The sequence below is a fragment of the Bacillus cereus group sp. BceL220 genome (genome assembly GCF_051776965.1).
Lineage (GTDB): Bacteria > Bacillota > Bacilli > Bacillales > Bacillaceae_G > Bacillus_A > Bacillus_A cereus.
In genome coordinates, this window is record NZ_JBPWBC010000004.1 from 250,533 (window position 1) to 271,404 (window position 20,872).

Here is a 20,872-nt window from a genome sequence, read left to right on the forward strand (position 1 = left end):
CTTATAAACCTTTTATTAAGCCATAAATTCGCCTCAAAAAATAGTAGAATCTGTGACTTTAAAAGCAATATTTTTTGTTTGCACTTTATATAAATTGATATGAATCCCTCTTAATTCTAGGACTAAATTATTGTTTTTTAATCCCATATTAATTCTTTTCTAAAATTCGTCAAAATGAATTTTCAAGATTAGGGAACTATAATGTCGTATTAAAATATATTAAGGGGGAGAAAAATTGGACAATGAAATGAATTATGGAAGTGATTACAAGTTTATTCCAGCAACTTCAATTGAAAGTGGTCACGGCATCGAAGTATTACCTGATTTATTTTGTTACACAATTCAAATCGTCAATATATGCTTTTTTGGAAATCCGCATACCAATGATTTTATTTTAGTTGATGCTGGAATGCCTAAATGTGCAAATGAAATTATCTCTATCGCTGAGGATCGATTTGGTACCAATAGTCGCCCAAAAGCAATTATTTTAACTCACGGGCATTTTGATCATGTTGGGGCAATAATTGAACTCATCAAATATTGGGATGTTCCGGTCTATGCCCATCAAATGGAGATACCATTCCTAACCGGACAACAAAGCTATCCAGAACCAGACCCTACAGTTGAAGGTGGTATGGTAGCGAAAATGTCTCCTCTGTTCCCAAACGAACCAATTGACTTAGGAAATAATGTAAAAGCGCTACCTACCGATGGAACTGTTCCCGATATGCCAGAGTTTAGATGGATTCATACACCAGGACATACTCCAGGGCATATTTCATTATTCCGAGAAAAAGACCGAACTTTAATCGCTGGGGACGCTTTTGTTACAGTGAAACAGGAGTATCTGTATAAAGTAATAACTCAAGAACAGGAAATAAGCGGTCCGCCTCGTTATTTAACAACAGACTGGAAAGCTGCTAAAGAGTCAGTTATTAAGCTAGAGAAGTTAAAGCCTCTAACCGCTGTTACTGGACATGGGGTACCTATGTCGGGTGAATTGCTATCAACAAGCCTCAAAACACTCGTTCAAGAATTTGATAAAATTGCTGTGCCCAATTACGGAAAATATATAGATAAAAAGATGCATTAAACGCGGAAATACTTTGTTTATTTTTATATTAACGAATCAGAATATGATACAAAATCAAAACACCAAAAAATATTAAGTTTAATATGAAAAAAACTGTACTTAGGCAACCTCTCTATTATAAGAATGGAACTACCCTTTGTGAATAAAGCTCGATATTCCGCAAATACTATCCATAGTATAAGCCTGCTTCTTACCCAGGTTGTACTTCTTACCCAGGTTGTACTTCTTACCATTAAAGGGTGATTAAAACGGGTTACGCTATATAAAAGCATAATCCGTTTTTAATGAAATATTGTATTCCATATACGTTTACACAATGGAGGAAAATGATGAAACATATTGTTGCCTTATTAATTAAATACACAGCAATAACTGCAGTATTGCTAATCATGCTCAGTATCTTTCAAGGCATTTCAATTCCTAGAGTATTACTAATTTCTCTTTTTCTGACGGGAGCTGCCTATTTAATCGGAGACCTCTTCATTTTACCTAAATACGGAAATATGATTGCTACAATGGCAGATTTCGGCTTAAGCTTCTTCGGAACTTGGTTACTAACATCTTTGTTTACTAATTTAGATGCTACTCGTAACATTGGACTTTCTTCATTTATAGCCGCTTTAATTATTGGTGGAACAGAAGTTTTCTTCCACATTTATATGAAGAGGCTAGTGCTACGTAACGACGATAAATTAACAAATCACAATCATATTCAACATAATAAATATGCTATGGAAATGTCAGATGAATATATAGATTCTTCTACAATAAATAAATCCAAGCTTAAGGATACATCTAAAAAATAAAAAAGTGGCCAACGCCACTTTTTTATTTTTGTTTATTACGCTTGGTCAGAATTTCTTACATGTAATGGAGGTGGAACTACCCATCCCTTTTTCTTACTTAAACGTAGCAGAGTTACACCTGCCTGCGCTTTTTTCATATGAAATTGTCCAAACAACATGCCTACATCTTCTCGAAGGCATTTTCCCATTACTTGACTACATGTCACAAGTCCAGCTGCTAATCCTGTAGAAACAGCTGCAGCAATTTCAACATCATTAATACGTGCTCCAGGAGGAATGTCTTCGATCGATGCAACTGGTCGTTCTGGAGGAGCAGGCGGTAAAGCTACGCCATTCACCTTTAAAAGAGTTTTTAACTCTTCTATTTCCGAATTCATATCATTTTCAATTAAGCTTTCTAAAAACTTCTTCAAATCTTCGTCACCTGTGTGATTCATAAATACTTGATGGCTGGCAATTGCACCCTGTGCAGCAAGAAGATAGCTCCAAATGTCAAATACTTCACCGTAATGTAAAGGTTCATTTTGAGGATTTCCACTTAATATACCCATTTTTAAATTCCTACCTTTCGAAAATATGATAATAAATATTGATTTCAATATTGAAATCAAATTTTTAAGTATGCTTTTTCCTGCAAAAGATTTTCTACTATGCATGGAAAACACCTTTCCAACACCGCGTGTTTATTGTTTAGGAAAGTAGTTTACAAATTAAATACTCAAAGATTATGAAAGAAGATTATCAATAATCTTTGAGTGAGAATCTGTTTAATATAAGGGTTTTTATTTTTATGAATACACAAAAGAAATTGATTTACATATTTGCTATATTTTATGCCAATTTACTTAGCGGTTAGCTCTACCACCAAGTTGTTGTTCTGCCATTGCTACTAAACGTTTTGTAATTTCACCACCAACAGATCCGTTTGAACGAGCTGTTGTATCTGCACCAAGTTGTACACCAAACTCTTGTGCAATTTCATATTTCATTTGATCAAGAGCTTGTTCAGCGCCTCGAACTAATAATTCATTACGACTTCCACTATTATTTTTTCCCATATTGTTTCACCTCCGATGTTTTTAATATGCTACAAATTATGAAATAATAATTATCCTTTTTATGGAAATTAGATGATGAATAAAAATTGATTTTTTTCTTAAAGTAGGGCAAAACATATAAGAAAGAATAACTGATATAACATACTTTCATAACAACACTATGTATACTTTCTAATTCCCTTCAGTAAACAAAAGAAAGATTTCTATTTCACCAAGAGATTAAATAAAATTATGTTTTGAGACATAATCCAAAAGGAGATATGAGATGAAAGCTGTAACCTATCAAGGACCAAACCAAGTACAGGTTAAACAAATGGATGATGCAAAATTAGAGAAAAAAGATGATATTATTGTAAAAATTACTTCAACCGCTATTTGCGGTTCTGATTTACATTTATATCAAGGCAACATGCCCTTACCTCAAGGATACATTATCGGCCATGAACCAATGGGAATCGTTGAAGAAGTCGGGCCAGATGTCACTAAAGTGAAAAAAGGCGATCGTGTTGTCATCCCCTTCAACGTTTCTTGTGGACATTGTTTCTATTGCCAACATGAAATGGAAAGTCAATGTGATAACTCAAACCCTCATTACGATTCTGGTGGATACTTTGGTTATACAGAGAAATTTGGTAATCATCCGGGCGGACAAGCAGAATATTTAAAAGTTCCTTTTGGAAATTTCACTCCATTTGTTATACCGGAATCATGCGAACTTGAAGATGAATCCCTACTATTTCTATCAGATGTTTTACCAACAGCCTATTGGAGTGTAATAAACGCAGGCGTTAAGCCAGGTGATACTGTTATCGTCCTTGGTTGTGGACCTGTTGGATTAATGACACAAAAATTCGCTTGGATGCAAGGTGCTAAACGTGTAATTGCAGTGGATTACTTAGATTATCGGATGAATTATGCAAAAAAGATTAACAATGTTGAGGTATTTGAGTTTACAAAATTCCCCGATATGGGAGAACATTTAAAGGAAATTACACATGGCGGTGCTGATGTAGTTATTGATTGTGTGGGGATGGATGGAAAAAAATCGCCTCTAGAATTTCTGGAACAAAAATTAAAATTACAAGGTGGAACTCTCGGTCCTATTCAAATCGCTACGAAAGCCGTAAGAAAATATGGAACGGTTCAAATGACCGGCGTTTATGGTGGCAATTATAACGCCTTTCCACTCGGTGCATTTTGGGTTAGAAATATTAATCTTAAAATGGGACAAGCACCTGTCATTCATTTTATGCCGGAACTATTTGAAAAAATAACAAATAAAGAATTTGATCCAAAAGAGATTATTACACACAAAATTCCCCTTGAAGAAGCGAGTTATGGTTATCAGATTTTTAATAATCGTGAAGACGACTGTATAAAAGTCATTCTGAAGCCTTAAAGCTACAATTCATGATTCTTAATGAAAAGATAAGATTACATTTCGTAATCTTATCTTTTTTTATTAATTGCTAAGTATCTATCCCCCATTTTCATCTTACATCGAAAATAGTTATTTCCAAAAAACTTTGTATTTTGAGGTAATACTTTATTGGTAAAAAAATGAATTACAGTATTAAGTAACCAACTAACGGACACGATAACAATGTTAACTAACTTAAAAGAGGTGTACTTCATGTTTTATTATAAAGAAGAACTGATTAATATTATCAAGCCGGACAAGCCAGATCCAGCTGCCGCAAAAGTTTTACAAGAAATATTAGGTGGGCATTATGGCGAAATGCGTACAATGATGCAATACTTCTTCCAAAGCTCAAATTTTAGAGGTAAAGAGAAGCAATATCGTGATTTACTTCGAGGTGTTTTTTTAGAGGAAATCAGCCATGTAGAACTTGTACAACATACAATTAATCAACTATTAACTGGATCTGGTGAACCTACGCCAGGAAATGCTGGTGTTGACAACGCACCACTTGATGAAGCGGTTAAACATGCAAATCCTCACCACTTTATTGTAGGTGCTCAAAGTTCATTGCCTGTTGATGCAGCTGGCAACCCATGGAATGGATCTTGGGTATATAGTCATGGGAATTTAATTAGCGATTTATTAGATAACGTAGTACTTGAATCTACAGGTGTACTTCAAAAAACTAGAATTTATGAAATGAGTTCCAATCAAACTTTTAGAGAAACACTTGCATTCTTAATTGTACGTGATAATGCACATCAAAATGCTTTCGCAAAAGCTTTAGAGACATTGGGTGTTGAATGGGGGAAACTCTTCCCTGTGCCGAACTATGATATTAATAAATACCCAGAGTGCAGAAAGTATGTAGACATGGGATTCCATAACGCACAATTTAATTTTAGCTTAGATCCAACAAGAATCGGAGAAATATTCCAAGGTGAATCACCAAGTAGAAACAAAGGAACATTAGCAGTAACTGACCCGCCAAAAGGTTTTCCTGTACCAGAACTTCCTGAAATGCCAAATGAGCATAGTCCTGGATTAAAAGATATGGGTCTTTGAGGTAATTGTAACCCACTATTTATTAATAGTTGGTTACAAACCTTTACATAGATTCAAGTAAATTTGATTTTAAGAGGAGGATATTCATTTGAGTACAATAAATGATAAACTATCTATTTTTGCTTTAGGTGGTGTTAATGAAATTGGTAAAAATATGTATGTCATACAATATTCAGATGACATTGTAATCATTGATTGTGGTTCTAAGTTTCCCGACGAGAGTTTATTAGGCATAGATTTAATAATACCTGATGTTACATATTTACAAGAAAATAAAGATAAAATTCGAGGTTTAATTGTTACACATGGACACGAAGATCACATTGGAGGTATTCCGTATTTTTTAAAACAATTGAATGTACCAATTTACGCAACAAAATTAACCTTAGGCTTAATCGGCATTAAATTAAAAGAACATAAACTTCAAGATTCGACACAGTTAATTGTTATTGACTCTGAGTCTTTAATTGAGTTTGGACAGATCAACCTATCTTTTTTCAAAACAAATCATAGTATTCCCGATTGCCTCGGGATTGCTTTTCATACACCAGAAGGTACAGTAGTCCATACAGGTGATTTTAAATTTGATTTGACTCCCATAAACAATCAATATCCAGACATTCACAAAATGGCTAATATCGGAAGTAACGGGGTTTTAGCTCTCCTCTCAGAAAGTACGAATGCCGAACGTTCTGGATTTACTCCATCAGAACGGTTAGTAGGCGAAAAAATTGAAGAAGCCTTTGTAAAGGCTCACAGAAAAGTTATTATATCTACCTTTGCTTCTAATGTGAATCGTGTACAGCAAATAGTAGATGCCGCTTTAAAAACAAATAGAAAGCTTGCCCTCCTCGGAAGAAGTATGGTGAACGTAGTTTCTGTCGCTTTAGAACAAGGCTATTTGAATATACCTGAAGGAATGTTAATCGAAGCGAATGAGATTAATCAAATGGAACCCGAAAAAGTCGCTATACTTTGCACTGGTAGTCAAGGTGAACCTATGGCTGCCCTGTCTCGATTGTCTAGTGGCAACTATCGACAAGTTGATATTTTACCAGGTGACACAGTCATTTTGTCTGCATCCCCCATACCAGGAAATGAGCGTAATGTTTCACGTATTATAGATAACTTATTTCTATTAGGAGCAAATGTTATTTATGGATCTGGAAGTTCAACAGGAATGCACGTTTCTGGACATGCATATCAAGAGGAATTAAAATTGATGCTTACTTTAATGAAGCCTAAATACTTCATTCCCATACACGGTGAATTTAGAATGTTACATCATCACCGTCAATTGGCAGAGTCTGTTGGTGTCAAGAAAGATAATATTTATGTTATCGGCAATGGAGATGTTGTTGATATTAAAAATCAAACTGCTATTCAAACAAGACGTATAACTGCGGGTAATATATATGTAGATGGATTAGGTATTGGAGATGTTGGAAACGCCTTATTGCGCGATCGCAAACAACTTTCTGAAGATGGTATGCTTGTAATAGTTATAACCTTGAGTAAAACAGAAGAGAAAATAATTTCTGGCCCTGATACAATTTCTCGTGGGTTTGTATATGTTCGGGACTCTGAAGATTTCTTAAATAAAATTAATCAATTAGTTGTAGAAACTGTCAACAGATTACAAAAAGCACATATTAATCAATGGAATGTTCTAAAAAGAGAAATACGAGAATCACTTGGTCACTTTATATACTCACATACAAAAAGAAAACCAATGATCCTCCCTATTATAATTGAAGTGTAAAATGCTTATTTTCTTTAGTCATTAAGTCTTGTCTTACTTATATCTATTAGTATCTAAAACGGCTTTTTCTAAATAAATATCGCACCATCTAACAACTGATATTCATAATTTTAAGAAACCCTATAACTGCTGTTAATGCTAATTCTATTGTTAACGGGGGTGTTTCCCCACATTCTTTCATCTGAAATGCAACTATCGTCAATGGTAATAAAGAGTATCTTATTTTTAGTATAAGCATAATACTATAACTGACCTTTCTATGCAGTAGGCTAAAAAAATACGTCTGCTGCATAGAAACATACTTTAATCAATCTCAATTACATCAAAAAACTTAAAAGTACGCTTATTACAACAAGCATCCGTACAAGTAATCGTCTCCATTAATGGATTAATATCCACTACTGTTATGTAATTTTTATATAAATAACCATCTTTATAATATGTAAGTAAAACCTCTTCCTCACCTAAAAATGAAGTTAATAGCTTATTTTCAATCATTTCTTTTGCATCTTGCGTTACAATTGGACGCGAGGCTTTCGTTTGCTCCTTTATCATTTCTTTAATAACTGCGAACTGCTCCGGCATACTGGCAAACGGTTGCCACTTTACCATACCTCTTCCTTTTGGCATATTAGCATTCTTCACGATTTGTGCCCTCCTAATAATGTGTTTCTATATCTTGCTGTTGCGACGCTTGTGTAAGAAATCCCACGTAAAATACTGTTCTTACCAAATCGTGTTCGAATTTCGTCCATAACTTTCGTTAATCTTATTTCTTTTTCTCTTTGTATAATGTTATCGAAAAGCGAAATTTGCTCTTCCCCTTCATTAATAAGGTTTGTTAATGAAACACTTACTGATCGAATCGGCTCTCCTGTATGGCGCTCATATAAAAAATATGTACAAACATTATAAATATCCATCGTTAAGTTTGTTGCTCTATTTAACGTATGTGCCTTTTTTATTCCCCCACCGTATTCCTTGCTATATCCAACTGAAAAATGAATTGTTTGCGCGCATTTCTTTTCTCGTCTCAGCCTATAACAAACCTCTTCTATATGCTCTAATAAAATAACTATGAACTCTTCTACCGAATAATCACGCAATAATATTTGGCTTTTCGCTATAGATGTTGTCGCTGGAACGTATTTTTCTGCTATTCTACTAAAATCAATTCCGTTACTATGTAGATGTAATTCTTCTCCTATTACACCGAATGATTGCTTTAAATATTTCAAAGGATACTGAGCTAATTCTCCAATGGTATGTATACCTTTTCGATTCAATTTCATTTCTGTTTTATACGATATACCCCAAAATTTACTGAGCGGTCTAATACTCCATAACTTCTCGGGTATATCGTCATACGTCCACTGCGCTATTCCATCCCTATTCTTTTTCGCTTCCACATCCATCGCTACTTTACTTAATAATAAATTCGGCCCAATACCAATCGTACTTTCAATCCTTGTACGTTCATATATTTCTCGCTTAAACTTTAATGCGAATTCGCGCGGATTACTGGCAAACAAATGAATACTTGCAGTCATATCCATAAAAAATTCATCGATACTATATTGATGAAAATCTTCCGGCGCGACATATTGCAAAGCCAAACCCGTTATGAAAGTTGAACACTTCATATACGTATGCATAATTGGATTCACAATAATAATATCTGGTCGCTTCGGTATTTCGTACAAACGAGCCATCTTCTTTATTCCTAACGCTTTTAATGGCGGTGTTGCTGCTAATACAATTGATCCGCTCTGATTCACATCCCCTACGACAGCCAATTTTGTATATCTTGGATCAAGTCCTTTTTTAATACATGATACGCTTGCATAAAAGCTACGAAGGTCTACACAAAGAATAATCCGATTCGGTAAAAGAGAATAATCATACAAGGTTATCACTCCTAACAAAAGAACATTTGTTCTTATTATATCCGAACTAACGTTCTTTTTAAAGGTATTTCTATGAAAATTTTGGTTAAAATGACCGGGCTTTAAAAATCTAAAAACATTTAAGAGCCCTACAATATTCAAATACTGTTTTCACCATTAGGAGATGACACTGTATTTAGTTCTAAAAAATCTCACTCAATGCATACTCAGTAACATGAATATATATATACACTATCAATCACGGCTGGAAAAACTCTGTATATAAAACAGCTAGAATTTCAAGTAACTGATGAACATAAAAACTACTAAAATTCACTTCAGCTTTCATGTCTCTAATTCATATATTCTTCTAAATTTATTTTCAGCAAAATCTCCTACATAGCGCCTGTGCCAAGATTCATCTGCATAACTAGTTACATTCTCCTTTTTGCTATTATTAATAGCTTAGTAATAAAAGCTGTTAAACAGCAAAGGTGCGAAGTCTTAAATTAGACTTCGCATCTTATACAAATTTATAATCATTGACTATACAAACACGACTACAATAATATATACATAATAATCACTCATTATATCTGTTACTTCTTTAATCGGCTGGAGAGAATACAATATATAAACCAATCCTTTTACTTAGCCATCTCTCATTATCGGATTGATTGTTTCTAGATACTTAATTCCCTCTATACTAATTTTAATCGGTAATCTATTCCGATTAAAATTACAAATGATAAATGTATCCAGTTTTCCTTTTTGCCTACTTGCTAAATTCAGCAATTAAAACGTTTTTAAAAGACTCTGGATTATTAATGTTAAAACTGTTCGAATTGACGGCCAATGTATGTTTGCCTCCAAGTGTTCCACCAGCAAAAGTGGAAAACCCTAGAACGCCACCTCTGTGTCCCCATACCGAGACACCATTCGGAAGCTTAATTTCAAGGATTCCAAGACCATATCCGGTTCCCTCTCTATTTGTAGGAACTGTAGTAAGCATTTGTTTTAACTGCTGTTCCTTCAGTAATTTACCACCTAGTAAGTAAGAGAAGAATTTGTTTAAATCGTCAGCAGTAGAAATCATATCTCCATCCGAACTACCTGGGTTAATATAAGTAACGTCTTTTAGCTCACTCGCTCCGTCTAGTTGCAAATAGCCACGGGCATGCTTGGTGCCTGGAATCACGCTTGAATTACCAGGTAGAAATGTATTTGACAAATCAAGCGGTTCAATAATTCGGTTTTCAACCTCTTCCGCATAACTGTTGCCAGTTACTTTTTCAATAAGAATCCCCAGTAATACGTAACCTGTGTTTGAATAAGACCAACCCTTTCCTGGTGCAAAATCTGGGGGAAGAGAAATCCCCATTTTGACGAATTCTTCAGCCGTATACGATTTTTTTGTATCCATAATATCGAAGTCTTTTGAATTTATATAATCAGCAATACCACTTGTATGATTCAATATTTGACGGATAGTAATCTGGTTACCATCATATCCGTTTCCTTGAATAACGCCAGGTAACCATTTTTCAATGGAGTCGTCTAGATTCAAACGGTTCTCTCCAGATAATTGAAGTAGAACTGTTGCAATGAACGTTTTCGTCACACTGCCAATGCGAAAGCGAAAATCTGCTTTCATTGGTTTCTTAGTTCTCAGATCCGCTATCCCAGCCGTATAACTCCAAGTTTTACCACCCTTAGAAATTTGAGCGAGTATTCCCGGGTATCCAAGTTGCAGTTCATCTCGTATTGCTTTCTTAACGGAAGTACGATCGCTTTGCGTACTTGTTTGTAACGAACTAGATACATTTTGCGTAGGTTCTGCTTTTACAACTGATGTTGGTGTTATGTATAACAGGGAACTTCCACCTATTAAAAGTGCTAGACTTGCACATGTAATTTTACTGCGTGTTTTCATAAAGAATTCCTCTCTTCTATTAAAATTGTATAGATAGTTGATAGAAGTGTCATATACGAACCACACAGCTATCCATTCTCCAAATGATGAAAAGGCAACAATGCATTTGCAATCATTGTACTCATTATTTTCACAAAACACTCTTGTTACTGATTGTTTGTTTTATATGTAGGCCGTAATTGTTCCCCCCTTCACGCCTCCTTATATTTTTATCCTACACAATGAAAATCTCTTTTTTCTTACCTATTCCTTACAAATTCCTTACATTCAAAATCACTTGTACACTAGGGTTGAAGTAGCATCTGTGCCCGAAAGCGCAAAAAACACCGATGCTTTTCGCTTCAGTGTTTTTTGCGCTTTACATATTGAAGATTCATTTTACTCTTAACAGGTTAAATTGCTGATTTTTTCTAATACGATTATTCTTCTTACTATATAAAACAAATTTCATAGTATTATATGAAACACTTCTCAAGTTGTCATTAAGGCACATTATTCTAAATTTATTAATGTAGTTGAGATGGACTCACTTTTTGAATTTGAACGAGTATATCAAACGCTTTACCTAATGATATATCAATAGTTTTTGGTATATCAGGCCCTTCGGTAGTTATTCCAGCGAAAATTGGATGTTGTTCGTTTAACCAAGTTTTTGTCACGCCGTTCGCCTTACGTAAATCAATAAAAAATTGATCTTTTTTCACCTGTCCAAAAATGTAGTTATAACTGTTTGGATCATCCGATTTTAATGTTCCGTATGGGCCGAATTCACCATTGCTATTCTTGACATTGTATTGTCCTTCATAAACTGACGTTCCAATAGATACGTACCGTTTTCCGTAATATTCTGCTAAATGCTGCCCAGCTACTTTAGGGTATATAAAAGAAAGCATATTTGTTTTCGAAACGTGTCCATTATGTCCCCATACAATGGTTTTTCCTAAATGTTCTTCGGTCCACTTCGCATTTTCATACATTGCAATATCATGTTTCAAATAAAAATCCGATGGTTTATCAGGAGGTGACGCTAACATTGTAGTAAACTGTTCAATAATACGAGCATTTTGTTTTATCCATGCAAACTCTTTAGATTTTCCATTTAAATAACTTTTATTTTCTTCTAATAAAGCACTAATTTGTTTAGCATCTGAAATATACTTTTCTTTTTCTTCTTTCGTAAGGCTTTCAAAAGCATTCATATCCTTTGTTACAGGAATAAGACCTTTTATCTGCTCTTCTACTCTAGGCAATAGTTTTGAATTGTTCGCTTTAATATATTCTATTATATTATTATAAACATTCTCGTTTACTGATTGAATGTCCATCCCGATGATACGTACTTTAGATTTATGTTTTGGATTAGCATTATATTGCCGAATCCAATCAAGTAAATCTAGCATTTCTTTCGTCTTAAATACAGGTGTTAGATGTTGGCTTGGGTTTCCCTTACCAGTAAGAACATATCGATCAAGTTCCAAGGCCCTGTCCCATCCCTCTTCTAAAACTAGATTGGTAAAGCCCTTTTCAGATACTAAATACTTAACAATGCGATGTTTCATTGTAAAAATCTCATGAGCCCCATGCGTAGCTTCACCTAAACCTACAATTGAAGCTGAACCTACCATATTCTTAAGTGGTTTCAAATCATTAAGAGATGCAGTTGGATTAGTTGTTTTTAAAGGCTTTGCATGTGCCTCTAACCATTTTGCTATTTGATTTGTATTGTAGGGAGCTGTAACAGAAACCTTTATTTTCGAATCTGCATAAGTATTTCCTACAAAATGAGTCATTGTTATAGCAGAAGCAACAATTGCAATAATTATTTTCTTTTTCATAAAAAACCTCCTGAAATATTTACTTATAGCTTTTTGACATACTCTGCCAACTTCCATTTAAAACATTCATTTTCTTATTACTGTTCAGATACATTTATTCTAGTTCCTAAAACTCACTTATTTCTTAATAGGTTCTTAAGAAATTCTTAATTCACTTATACGAATATAAAACTACATAAACTTCAATCCATTGTAGTGTAAACTCCTCATTGCATAACATCATAATGTATAGATATTCTTTATAAATGATGTTATCTAAAGTATTCAATTTCAGTATGTATTATTAACGTAGTTAATATATGGTTAATATGAAGTTCCAAATTTTGATTGTTTGTAGTCTCTTTATCATAGAGTTAATTTAGGGGTTATTTTTTGTTCACTTCATTTTTTTCGGCACTCTGCATCTAGACAGTATACGCATTGGCCACGGTTAGACTATTTCAAATCAAAAAAATAGATTACCTGTACACTAAAAAGTATAGCGCACAGATAATCTAGTTGTTTTTGAGATTAATAAAAGACTAATTTATTTTTTGAATTCTTCCATCAATAATAGACTGAATTGGTTCTTTTGATTTTTTTATATAATCTACTAATGCTTCAAAATCAGTTGGTCCTGTTTCAGCATCTTTACCGTTTTTAAAGGATACAAATCCATCTCCACCTGAAGCTAGAAATGCGTTAGCAACGACGCTGTAAGTTTTAGATGGAGTAATTTCTTCTCCATTTGTTAAGCGAATACTTGTTACTTTTTCTCCATTAGGCTTGTTCGCATCCCAAGTGTATTGGATCCCTGAAATTTGAAGCATTCTTGTTATATCTTTTTGCCATTGTTGATTTAAAATATCACGAATGTCTTGACCTGTTAAATTTACTTTTATTAATTGATTTCCGAATGGTTGAATACCATATATCTCTCCCCATGTAATATCACCAGCATCTAAGTCATTACGAATACCACCAGGATTCATAAGTGCAATTTGGGATTGCATTGTTGCACGCTGGGCATCAGCAACCAAATTTCCCAGAGTAGATTCACCAGCCGTATTGAGTTTGCGATCTAGTGGAGCAATAGACTTACCTACAACTTCATTAACAAGAGGTGCGATTTTTGCTTGATATTTCTCCATCTTCTTCTTTATTTTTTTATCAGGCTCCATGCCTTCATGGTAAGTTGTAACAATTTCTGCTTTTTTCTCAACAATATCTTGTGTCTTACGATCAATCTTTACATCAACATCAGCAAAAGCCATACCATATGAATTTGCTTGTACGACAAGTTTATTATTAACAGTTCCATTTACATAAGTGTGGCTATGCCCACCAAAAATAACATCGACTTCCGGATCAGTCTCATTTGCTAATCGGACGATATCACCATTTGTTACTCCGTTCCCATCTGTTGTACCTCCGTTATGTGCAAGAACAACGATAGATTTAACGCCTAGTTTTTTTAATTGCTTTACGGATTTGTTAATAGCTTCAACTTCATCTGTAATTTCTACATTCTTTAGCATAGTAGGCATAACAAGGTTAGGAACATCCGTTGTTACGACTCCAATAAAGCCAACCGGAACTCCTTGTACCTTTTTTATAGTGAATGGTGGTAAAAATAGACGCCCGGTGGATTTATTATAGAAATTTGCAGCAACATATGGGAATTTTGCTCCTTTAAAATTACCTGTTTTCTCATGGTATCCACCATAAATAAGGCGATGCATTTCCTCAACACCTTCATCAAATTCATGATTTCCTATCGTTCCAACATCGAATTTCAAATCATTTAGAAATTCAATTGTAGGTTCGTCTTGTAATAATGCTGAAACAGGAGTACTTGCTCCAACAACATCTCCAGCATGTACCTTTAATGTATTTGGATTTTGTTTTTCACGATCACGTAAATAAGCCCCTAAGTACTCAATTCCCCCTGCATCTTTATTGTTAATTTTTTTTACAGTGTCTAGTTGCCCATGAAAATCGTTAATACCGAGCATTTGTACATCTATGTAGCGGTTTTGTTCTGTACTCGCTTGGATTGAAGGCGCAGCAAATACACTAGTAAAAGTAACTGTACTTAATGCTAAAGCAACTGGAATGATTTTTTTCAACATAAAATTTCTCTCCCCTAATTAAAATCTGACATAATACGATGTTATTTTAATATATTAAGAGAATTATTTCCATAAAAATTCTACCAATTATAAAAATTAATAAGATTTTATTGTTTTCTGACAAGATATTTCTTCCTCAAAAAAATGTACATTTCTTTGTTTTGAGGATTATTCAAAATATTATCTTGATAGTAATATAACAATACTTCTAAGAAATCTAAAAAACTCTAATCAATACATTTTAGCTGTTAAGAAGAATATTCAATCCAAAATTAATGGAGATTTATCAACCTAACATCTCAATATTACCATTTAAAAAGATGCTCCTGGATTTATCCAAGAGCATCTTTTATAAAGCTTTATTTTTTACTTGTTTATAATTTATCAATTAACAATTATATAGTTGTAATCAGTCCTTTAAAAATAATAGGAGTGCTTCATTAAATTCTTTAGCATGAGTTGCGTTTAACCCATGAGGACCGCCCTGTATTAAAGCGAGTTTACTACCAGGAATGGCATCATATGTACGTTTTCCACTTAATTCAAAAGGTACAGTTGCATCAGAGTCACCATGAATAATAAGAGTAGGTATATTAAACTTCTCCAAATCTTTTCTAAAATCTGTCTTACTAAAGGCGGTAATACAATCAAGCGTTCCTTTAGGTGATGCACCGGCTGCAATATCCCAATTATATAAACGGAATGGTTCACTAACTAAATCTGTTCGATTACCAACCGCGAAAAATCCCTTAGTAAATTCATCAAGAAATGCAAGGCGGTCATTTATCACACCACTTTTGAATGCTTCAATTGTAGCATCATCTAATGCCCCTTCAGGATGTTCCTCTGATTTGTATAAATATGGAGGAACTGCTCCAGCAAAAACAGCCTTTTCAATACGATCTGTTCCATACGTACTAATGTACCGGGCTACCTCGCCTCCACCCATAGAAAAACCAACAAGTGTGACATTTTGAAGCTCTAAATGTTCTAATAGTTGATGTAAATCAGAAGTAAAGGTATCATATTCATACCCTTCCCACGGCTGAGATGATTTTCCAAACCCTCGACGATCATACGTTATAACTCTGTATCCAGCCTCAACAAGAGCTGGAACTTGGTATTCCCAAGATCGACCACTTAACGGCCAACCATGAATTAGTACAACTGGTTTTCCTGTGCCATGATCCTCATAATATATCTCAATTGGTGCTTGATTTTCGGTTCCCACAGTAATTTTAGCCATGCTTCTACCTCCAAAAAGTATTCTAATATGTATCCTTTTCTTCAATAATCCGGATGAATCTCACAATCTATTTATGCACGTTTATGTTGTGAACTCTAAGTATGAAACTCTATTGTTCCAATGCATTCATTTTCTCCTTTTGGAACAATCCCCCCTCTAATACCTTTTTCATCATAAAATAATTACTGAACATTACTTATATTCAATTGTAATAACAAAAATAGGTGACTATCAATATTGTTCTATCTATAGGATGTATAGGTAAAACCAATCTATTTTATAGTGAAAACAACTATAGTTACGACCTATACAAATTATAGATAATTTAGAATTGATTAATGAATCAGTTTTCAAATACTATAAATTTGTATAGCACTTCATGTTCTGTGAATGCTGCTATGACCAATATTATTGGTCAGCTTAGTTATAAACGAAGAAACTTATGATAGTATTCGACTATTTAAACTTTCTTCGATTACTTAATTTTTAGGAGGAATACATAATGACTGATCTCTATTCTCGTATTAACAAAGATGATGCTGTCGTTCTTTTAGTAGATCATCAAACTGGTCTTATGTCCGGACTAGTACGTGACTATGGTGTTGATGAATTCAAGAACAATGTTTTAGCTCTTGCTCATACTGCTAAGTTTTTTGATTTACCAGTTATTTTAACAACAAGTTTTGAAAACGGACCTAACGGACCTTTAATGCAAGAATTGGTTGATCTCTTTCCTCATGCACCAAAAATAGCTCGACCTGGACAAATTAACGCATGGGATAATGATGATTTCGTAAAAGCAATCGAAGAAACTGGAAAAAAGCAACTTATCATCGCGGGCGTAGTTACGGACGTTTGTGTTGCTTTCCCTGCACTTTCCGCTATAAAAGCTGGATATGAAGTATTTGCTGTTACTGATGCTTCAGGAACTTTCAGTAAACAAGTTGCAGATGCTGCAAATACTCGTATGGCACATAGTGGTGTGCAACTTATGAACTGGTTTAGCGTAGCTTGCGAATTACAACGCGATTGGCGCAACGATGTCGAAGGTTTTGGCAATTTGCTTGCTAGCAATCTTCCAGGCTATCAAAATATAATTGGAAGCTATATGGGCGCGCAGCGAGATCTTAGTAAACAAAATGCATAATAGCTTTTCTTTCAAAAAACTAGATAGTATACATTTAGTGCTGATTAAATCAGCACTCTCTTTTAAATTAAAAGGTATAGCAAATATTTTATTTTTACGATTACAGGTTTAATTAACAGAAAATATATTTTTTCAATAATATTAATTTTAAACAATTACAAAAGGAGCTGTTTATTATGAGTAATTTAGAATTGTTAAATCCGGAGAACAGTGCATTAATTTTAATTGATTTTCAACCTCAAATGACTTTTGGAGTTGCAAGTATTGATAGACAAACATTGATTAATAACGTTATGCTGCTTGCTAAATCAGCAAAAACTTTTAACGTACCTACTATTCTTACTACAGTTGAAACACGCAGCTTTTCTGGTTATTTTTGGCCACAAATTCTTGATATATTCCCAAACCATGAAATTATAGAACGTAGTTCAATGAATTCTTGGGAAGATCCGAAATTTGTTGAGGCAGTTAAAGCAACCGGTAGAAAGAAATTAATATTTGCAGCACTTTGGACTGAAGTTTGCCTTGCATTCCCTGTGCTTGAAGCAATTAAAGCTGGCTATGAGGTGTATGCAGTTGATGATGCTTCAGGTGGTACTAGTTTGACAGCACATAACGCTGCTATGCGTCGTGTAGAACAAGCTGGTGCAATTCCAGTGACAGCAATTCAAGTTTTACTTGAATACCAACGTGACTGGGCACACAAAGACACTTATGATGCTGTAATGGAGATTGTAAAGGAACACACTGGTGCTTATGGTCAAGGTGTAGAATACGCATATACTATGGTGCATGGCGCGCTTCCAAGCAGGAAAATATGAAACAAGAAGGAGTAGCTGTCGAAGAGACTTATACAGGGAACACGATGGATGCTGGCAATCCAGTAACAACGATTGTTACATGGGAAATTCAAGAAGGTAGAGAAAAACAGTTTGAAACATGGAGACATGAAATTGAGGCTGCGGCTACTAAATTTCCAGGACATTTAGGTGTAAATCTAATAGTCCCAAGTAACGAATCCAGAGAGTATACTGTTATTTTTCGCTTTGATACGTATGAGCATCTACGTGCTTGGCAAGAATCAGATGTTCGCCGGGATTTGTTAAAAACGGCCGAGCAATTTCAAGCCAATAATCCAACTTACAAAACTGAAAGCAGTTTGGCTTATTGGTTTGTTACTCCGAAAACGCCAGTTCCACCTCCAAAATGGAAAATGTCTATCGTTACCCTTCTGGGTGTATGGCCTCTTAGCATGTTAGTTCCTAAAGTGATAGGACCTATTATAAAACATATGAATCCTATTATGTCAGCTTTTTTTGTTTCTGTATGTATAGTGTCCTTGCTATCATGGGTAGTCATGCCGATTTTCGGTAAATTATTTCATCCATGGTTACAAAATAATAGAAAGTAGACGAGGTGTGAACATGAATTTACCGGATATGATCTTATATAACGGAAAAATTACTACCCTTGACCCTTCTCAGCCTGAGGTATCTGCTATCGCCATAACTGATGGTTTAGTCACTGCAGTAGGTGGAGATGAGATTCTTAATAGTGCCACGGAAAAAACAAAAAAAATAGACCTAAAAAGAAAGAGAGCTATTCCAGGCCTGAATGACTCTCATATACACGTTATTCGTGGTGGTCTGCATTATAATATGGAATTACGTTGGGAAGGCGTGCCATCACTTTTTATTGCTCTAGAAATGCTCAAAGAACAGGCAAGGCGTACACCTGCTCCTCAGTGGGTAAGAGTAGTTGGAGGTTGGTCTGAATTTCAATTTAAAGAGAGACGGATGCCAACATTAGAAGAGATTAATGCTGTTTCTGAAGACACGCCTGTCTTTGTGCTACATCTTTACGATAGAGCACTTGTAAATCGTGCAGGGCTACGTGCACTGGGATACACGAAAGATACCCCAGACCCTCCAGGCTGTTTAATTCAGCGGGATAAAAGAGGTAATCCAACGGGCCTTTTAATTGCTAACCCTAACGCTTCTATTCTTTATTCAAGTTTGGGTAAAGCTCCAGTACTTAATCTTGACGACCAGATTAACTCCACTCGCCATTTTATGCGTGAATTAAATAGATTAGGTATTACAAGCGCCATCGACGCAGGTGGTGGTTTCCAAAATTACCCTGATGACTACAAAGTTGTTGAACATTTAGCCGAGAAGGAACAATTAACTTTGCGTATTGCTTATAATCTATTTACGCAAAATCCTAATCATGAATATGAAGACTTTGCTTCATGGGCAAAAATTGTTTCTCCTGGTCAAGGAAATGATAAGTATAAAATGAATGGTGCCGGAGAAATGTTAGTATTCTCGGCAGCCGATTTTGAAAAATTTCAAATGCCACGGCCCGAACTAGCTACAGTAATGGAAGCCGACTTAAAGAAAGTAATTTCTCTATTGGTGGAAAACCGTTGGCCATTCCGTTTACATGCAACTTATGACGAGTCAATCACACGTTTCTTAAATGTATTTGAGGAAGTTAACAGAGAAATTCCTTTTAATGGGCTACGCTGGTGGTTTGATCATGCAGAAACAATCTCAGATCGTAGTATGGAACGTGTTAAGGCTTTAAATGGCGGTATTGCCATCCAAGACCGCATGGCTTTTCAAGGTGAATACTTTGTTGACTTATACGGAAAGGAAGCTGCAAAGCATACTCCTCCGATTTATCGTATGTTAGATCTTGGTATACCTGTTGGCGCCGGTAGTGATGCAACAAGGGTTTCCAGCTATAACCCTTGGGTCGCTCTTTACTGGATGGTTGCCGGAAAAACCATTGGTGGTCTTTCCATATACGATGAAAAAAATAAACTTGATAGAAAAGTAGCCCTGGAATTATATTCAAAAGGAAGTGCGTGGTTCTCTGGTGATGAAGGTAAAAAGGGAACCCTTGCAGTAGGTCAGTTTGCTGATATTGCTGTATTGTCTGCTGACTACTTTACTGTGCCAGAAGAAGAAATCAAAGACCTTGAATCATTACTTACCATTATGGGTGGGCAGGTTGTTTATGGAAATGATGAATTTAAAAATTTATCACCTGAATTGCCGCCAGCATCACCTGATTGGTCACCGACGGGCGTTTATGGTTATGGTGGTGCTAACCTAGCAAACACTATACTTTCTCACGATTCCCATGATAACAAGTTACATAGTTGTAGTAACCCTCTCCATCAACACACTCATACCGTAATAGGAAAAGATGGAACTAAATGGGGGATTGGTTGTACTTGCTTTGCTTTCTAAATCAAAACCACCGGTATAATGCCGGTGGTTTTCTTTCTACAATAAGGATATGTAGATTCAAAATAGCAGTGTATATCCCCATATGGAATCTGTTACTATGCGATAAGACCAAAGAATTGATTGATTAACTTAACTTGTTTTTGATAGCCTTCTCTCCTTGCAAAGTCTGTCCTTTTTTCCTTAATTAAAAGTCAATGGTATCCCCCTTTTTGATCGACTACACCACACATATAACCCCACTGTCCTT

17 protein-coding genes are annotated in these 20,872 nt (G+C 35.0%); 9 read left to right on the forward strand and 8 right to left on the reverse strand.

Annotated elements, in window-relative coordinates:
* Positions 1 to 235 precede the first annotated feature (235 nt).
* Both ACS2FK_RS13415 and ACS2FK_RS13420 read left to right on the forward strand, forming a co-directional pair.
* On the forward strand, positions 236 to 1,093 hold the full coding sequence (locus ACS2FK_RS13415; protein WP_063547812.1) for an MBL fold metallo-hydrolase: 858 nt from the start codon (positions 236 to 238) through the stop codon (positions 1,091 to 1,093).
* Positions 1,094 to 1,422: 329 nt separating this feature from the next.
* Positions 1,423 to 1,899 (forward strand): YndM family protein, encoded by a 477-nt coding sequence (locus ACS2FK_RS13420; RefSeq protein WP_063547814.1) that lies wholly within the window; start codon positions 1,423 to 1,425, stop codon positions 1,897 to 1,899.
* Positions 1,900 to 1,934: 35 nt separating this feature from the next.
* Here the strand turns inward: ACS2FK_RS13420 and ACS2FK_RS13425 are convergent, their stop codons facing one another.
* Entirely contained in the window at positions 1,935 to 2,450 is a 516-nt protein-coding gene (locus tag ACS2FK_RS13425; protein WP_000512134.1) for a DUF3231 family protein, read from the reverse strand.
* Positions 2,451 to 2,744: 294 nt separating this feature from the next.
* The gene (sasP, locus tag ACS2FK_RS13430) at positions 2,745 to 2,957 is read right to left on the reverse strand and encodes a small acid-soluble spore protein, SasP family (RefSeq protein ID WP_063547816.1); all 213 of its coding nucleotides are present in this window, start codon (positions 2,955 to 2,957) and stop codon (positions 2,745 to 2,747) included.
* 265 nt (positions 2,958 to 3,222) lie between these two features.
* Between sasP and ACS2FK_RS13435 the strand changes: the two genes are divergently transcribed.
* From ACS2FK_RS13435 to ACS2FK_RS13445, 3 genes are all read left to right on the forward strand, one after another.
* Positions 3,223 to 4,356, forward strand: coding sequence for a zinc-dependent alcohol dehydrogenase (locus ACS2FK_RS13435; RefSeq protein WP_063547818.1), 1,134 nt, complete (start codon positions 3,223 to 3,225; stop codon positions 4,354 to 4,356).
* A gap of 234 nt (positions 4,357 to 4,590) precedes the next feature.
* Complete coding sequence (locus ACS2FK_RS13440) at positions 4,591 to 5,445, forward strand: manganese catalase family protein (protein ID WP_000500355.1); 855 nt, start codon at positions 4,591 to 4,593, stop codon at positions 5,443 to 5,445.
* A gap of 88 nt (positions 5,446 to 5,533) precedes the next feature.
* Positions 5,534 to 7,207: a ribonuclease J gene (locus ACS2FK_RS13445; protein WP_063547820.1), complete on the forward strand. Its 1,674-nt coding sequence runs from the start codon at positions 5,534 to 5,536 to the stop codon at positions 7,205 to 7,207.
* 303 nt (positions 7,208 to 7,510) lie between these two features.
* On the opposite strand, the gene ACS2FK_RS13450 is transcribed toward ACS2FK_RS13445, so the two are convergent.
* The 6 genes from ACS2FK_RS13450 to ACS2FK_RS13475 all read right to left on the reverse strand — a co-directional run bounded on the left by ACS2FK_RS13450 (position 7,511) and on the right by ACS2FK_RS13475 (position 16,218).
* Positions 7,511 to 7,852 carry a YolD-like family protein gene (locus ACS2FK_RS13450; RefSeq protein WP_053564081.1) on the reverse strand — a complete coding sequence of 114 codons (342 nt, stop codon included), beginning with the start codon at positions 7,850 to 7,852 and terminating at the stop codon, positions 7,511 to 7,513.
* The gene (locus ACS2FK_RS13455) at positions 7,849 to 9,114 is read right to left on the reverse strand and encodes a Y-family DNA polymerase (protein ID WP_063547822.1); all 1,266 of its coding nucleotides are present in this window, start codon (positions 9,112 to 9,114) and stop codon (positions 7,849 to 7,851) included. The genes ACS2FK_RS13450 and ACS2FK_RS13455 overlap by 4 nt, the downstream gene beginning before the upstream one ends.
* A 754-nt stretch (positions 9,115 to 9,868) precedes the next feature.
* The gene (locus tag ACS2FK_RS13460; protein ID WP_063547824.1) at positions 9,869 to 11,026 is read right to left on the reverse strand and encodes a serine hydrolase domain-containing protein; all 1,158 of its coding nucleotides are present in this window, start codon (positions 11,024 to 11,026) and stop codon (positions 9,869 to 9,871) included.
* A gap of 506 nt (positions 11,027 to 11,532) precedes the next feature.
* Entirely contained in the window at positions 11,533 to 12,861 is a 1,329-nt protein-coding gene (locus ACS2FK_RS13465; RefSeq protein ID WP_063547826.1) for an erythromycin esterase family protein, read from the reverse strand.
* 521 nt (positions 12,862 to 13,382) lie between these two features.
* Positions 13,383 to 14,972: a bifunctional metallophosphatase/5'-nucleotidase gene (locus ACS2FK_RS13470; protein WP_063547828.1), complete on the reverse strand. Its 1,590-nt coding sequence runs from the start codon at positions 14,970 to 14,972 to the stop codon at positions 13,383 to 13,385.
* 409 nt (positions 14,973 to 15,381) lie between these two features.
* Positions 15,382 to 16,218: a bromoperoxidase gene (locus ACS2FK_RS13475; protein WP_063547830.1), complete on the reverse strand. Its 837-nt coding sequence runs from the start codon at positions 16,216 to 16,218 to the stop codon at positions 15,382 to 15,384.
* A 502-nt stretch (positions 16,219 to 16,720) separates the two neighbouring features.
* Here ACS2FK_RS13475 and ycaC point away from each other — a divergent pair.
* The 4 genes from ycaC to ACS2FK_RS13495 all read left to right on the forward strand — a co-directional run bounded on the left by ycaC (position 16,721) and on the right by ACS2FK_RS13495 (position 20,625).
* Positions 16,721 to 17,365, forward strand: coding sequence for an isochorismate family cysteine hydrolase YcaC (gene ycaC / locus ACS2FK_RS13480; protein WP_000131213.1), 645 nt, complete (start codon positions 16,721 to 16,723; stop codon positions 17,363 to 17,365).
* Between the two features lie 176 nt (positions 17,366 to 17,541).
* Positions 17,542 to 18,186: a hydrolase gene (locus tag ACS2FK_RS13485; RefSeq protein ID WP_000067162.1), complete on the forward strand. Its 645-nt coding sequence runs from the start codon at positions 17,542 to 17,544 to the stop codon at positions 18,184 to 18,186.
* Positions 18,183 to 18,776, forward strand: coding sequence for an antibiotic biosynthesis monooxygenase (locus tag ACS2FK_RS13490; RefSeq protein ID WP_023522383.1), 594 nt, complete (start codon positions 18,183 to 18,185; stop codon positions 18,774 to 18,776). The genes ACS2FK_RS13485 and ACS2FK_RS13490 overlap by 4 nt, the downstream gene beginning before the upstream one ends.
* Before the next feature lie 13 nt (positions 18,777 to 18,789).
* On the forward strand, positions 18,790 to 20,625 hold the full coding sequence (locus ACS2FK_RS13495) for an amidohydrolase (protein ID WP_023522384.1): 1,836 nt from the start codon (positions 18,790 to 18,792) through the stop codon (positions 20,623 to 20,625).
* The last annotated feature ends 247 nt before the right edge of the window (positions 20,626 to 20,872 follow it).

What these genes read in the sequence shown, in the direction of transcription:
- ACS2FK_RS13495 (WP_023522384.1), top strand. Translation starts at nt 18,790, where the DNA reads ATGAATTTACCGGATATGATCTTATATAACGGAAAAATTACTACCCTT.
- ACS2FK_RS13485 (WP_000067162.1), top strand. Translation starts at nt 17,542, where the DNA reads ATGAGTAATTTAGAATTGTTAAATCCGGAGAACAGTGCATTAATTTTA.
- ACS2FK_RS13470 (WP_063547828.1), bottom strand. Translation starts at nt 14,972, where the DNA reads ATGTTGAAAAAAATCATTCCAGTTGCTTTAGCATTAAGTACAGTTACT.
- ACS2FK_RS13420 (WP_063547814.1), top strand. Translation starts at nt 1,423, where the DNA reads ATGAAACATATTGTTGCCTTATTAATTAAATACACAGCAATAACTGCA.
- ACS2FK_RS13435 (WP_063547818.1), top strand. Translation starts at nt 3,223, where the DNA reads ATGAAAGCTGTAACCTATCAAGGACCAAACCAAGTACAGGTTAAACAA.
- ACS2FK_RS13425 (WP_000512134.1), bottom strand. Translation starts at nt 2,450, where the DNA reads ATGGGTATATTAAGTGGAAATCCTCAAAATGAACCTTTACATTACGGT.
- ACS2FK_RS13440 (WP_000500355.1), top strand. Translation starts at nt 4,591, where the DNA reads ATGTTTTATTATAAAGAAGAACTGATTAATATTATCAAGCCGGACAAG.
- ACS2FK_RS13465 (WP_063547826.1), bottom strand. Translation starts at nt 12,861, where the DNA reads ATGAAAAAGAAAATAATTATTGCAATTGTTGCTTCTGCTATAACAATG.
- ACS2FK_RS13490 (WP_023522383.1), top strand. Translation starts at nt 18,183, where the DNA reads ATGAAACAAGAAGGAGTAGCTGTCGAAGAGACTTATACAGGGAACACG.
- ACS2FK_RS13475 (WP_063547830.1), bottom strand. Translation starts at nt 16,218, where the DNA reads ATGGCTAAAATTACTGTGGGAACCGAAAATCAAGCACCAATTGAGATA.
- ACS2FK_RS13460 (WP_063547824.1), bottom strand. Translation starts at nt 11,026, where the DNA reads ATGAAAACACGCAGTAAAATTACATGTGCAAGTCTAGCACTTTTAATA.
- ycaC (WP_000131213.1), top strand. Translation starts at nt 16,721, where the DNA reads ATGACTGATCTCTATTCTCGTATTAACAAAGATGATGCTGTCGTTCTT.
- sasP (WP_063547816.1), bottom strand. Translation starts at nt 2,957, where the DNA reads ATGGGAAAAAATAATAGTGGAAGTCGTAATGAATTATTAGTTCGAGGC.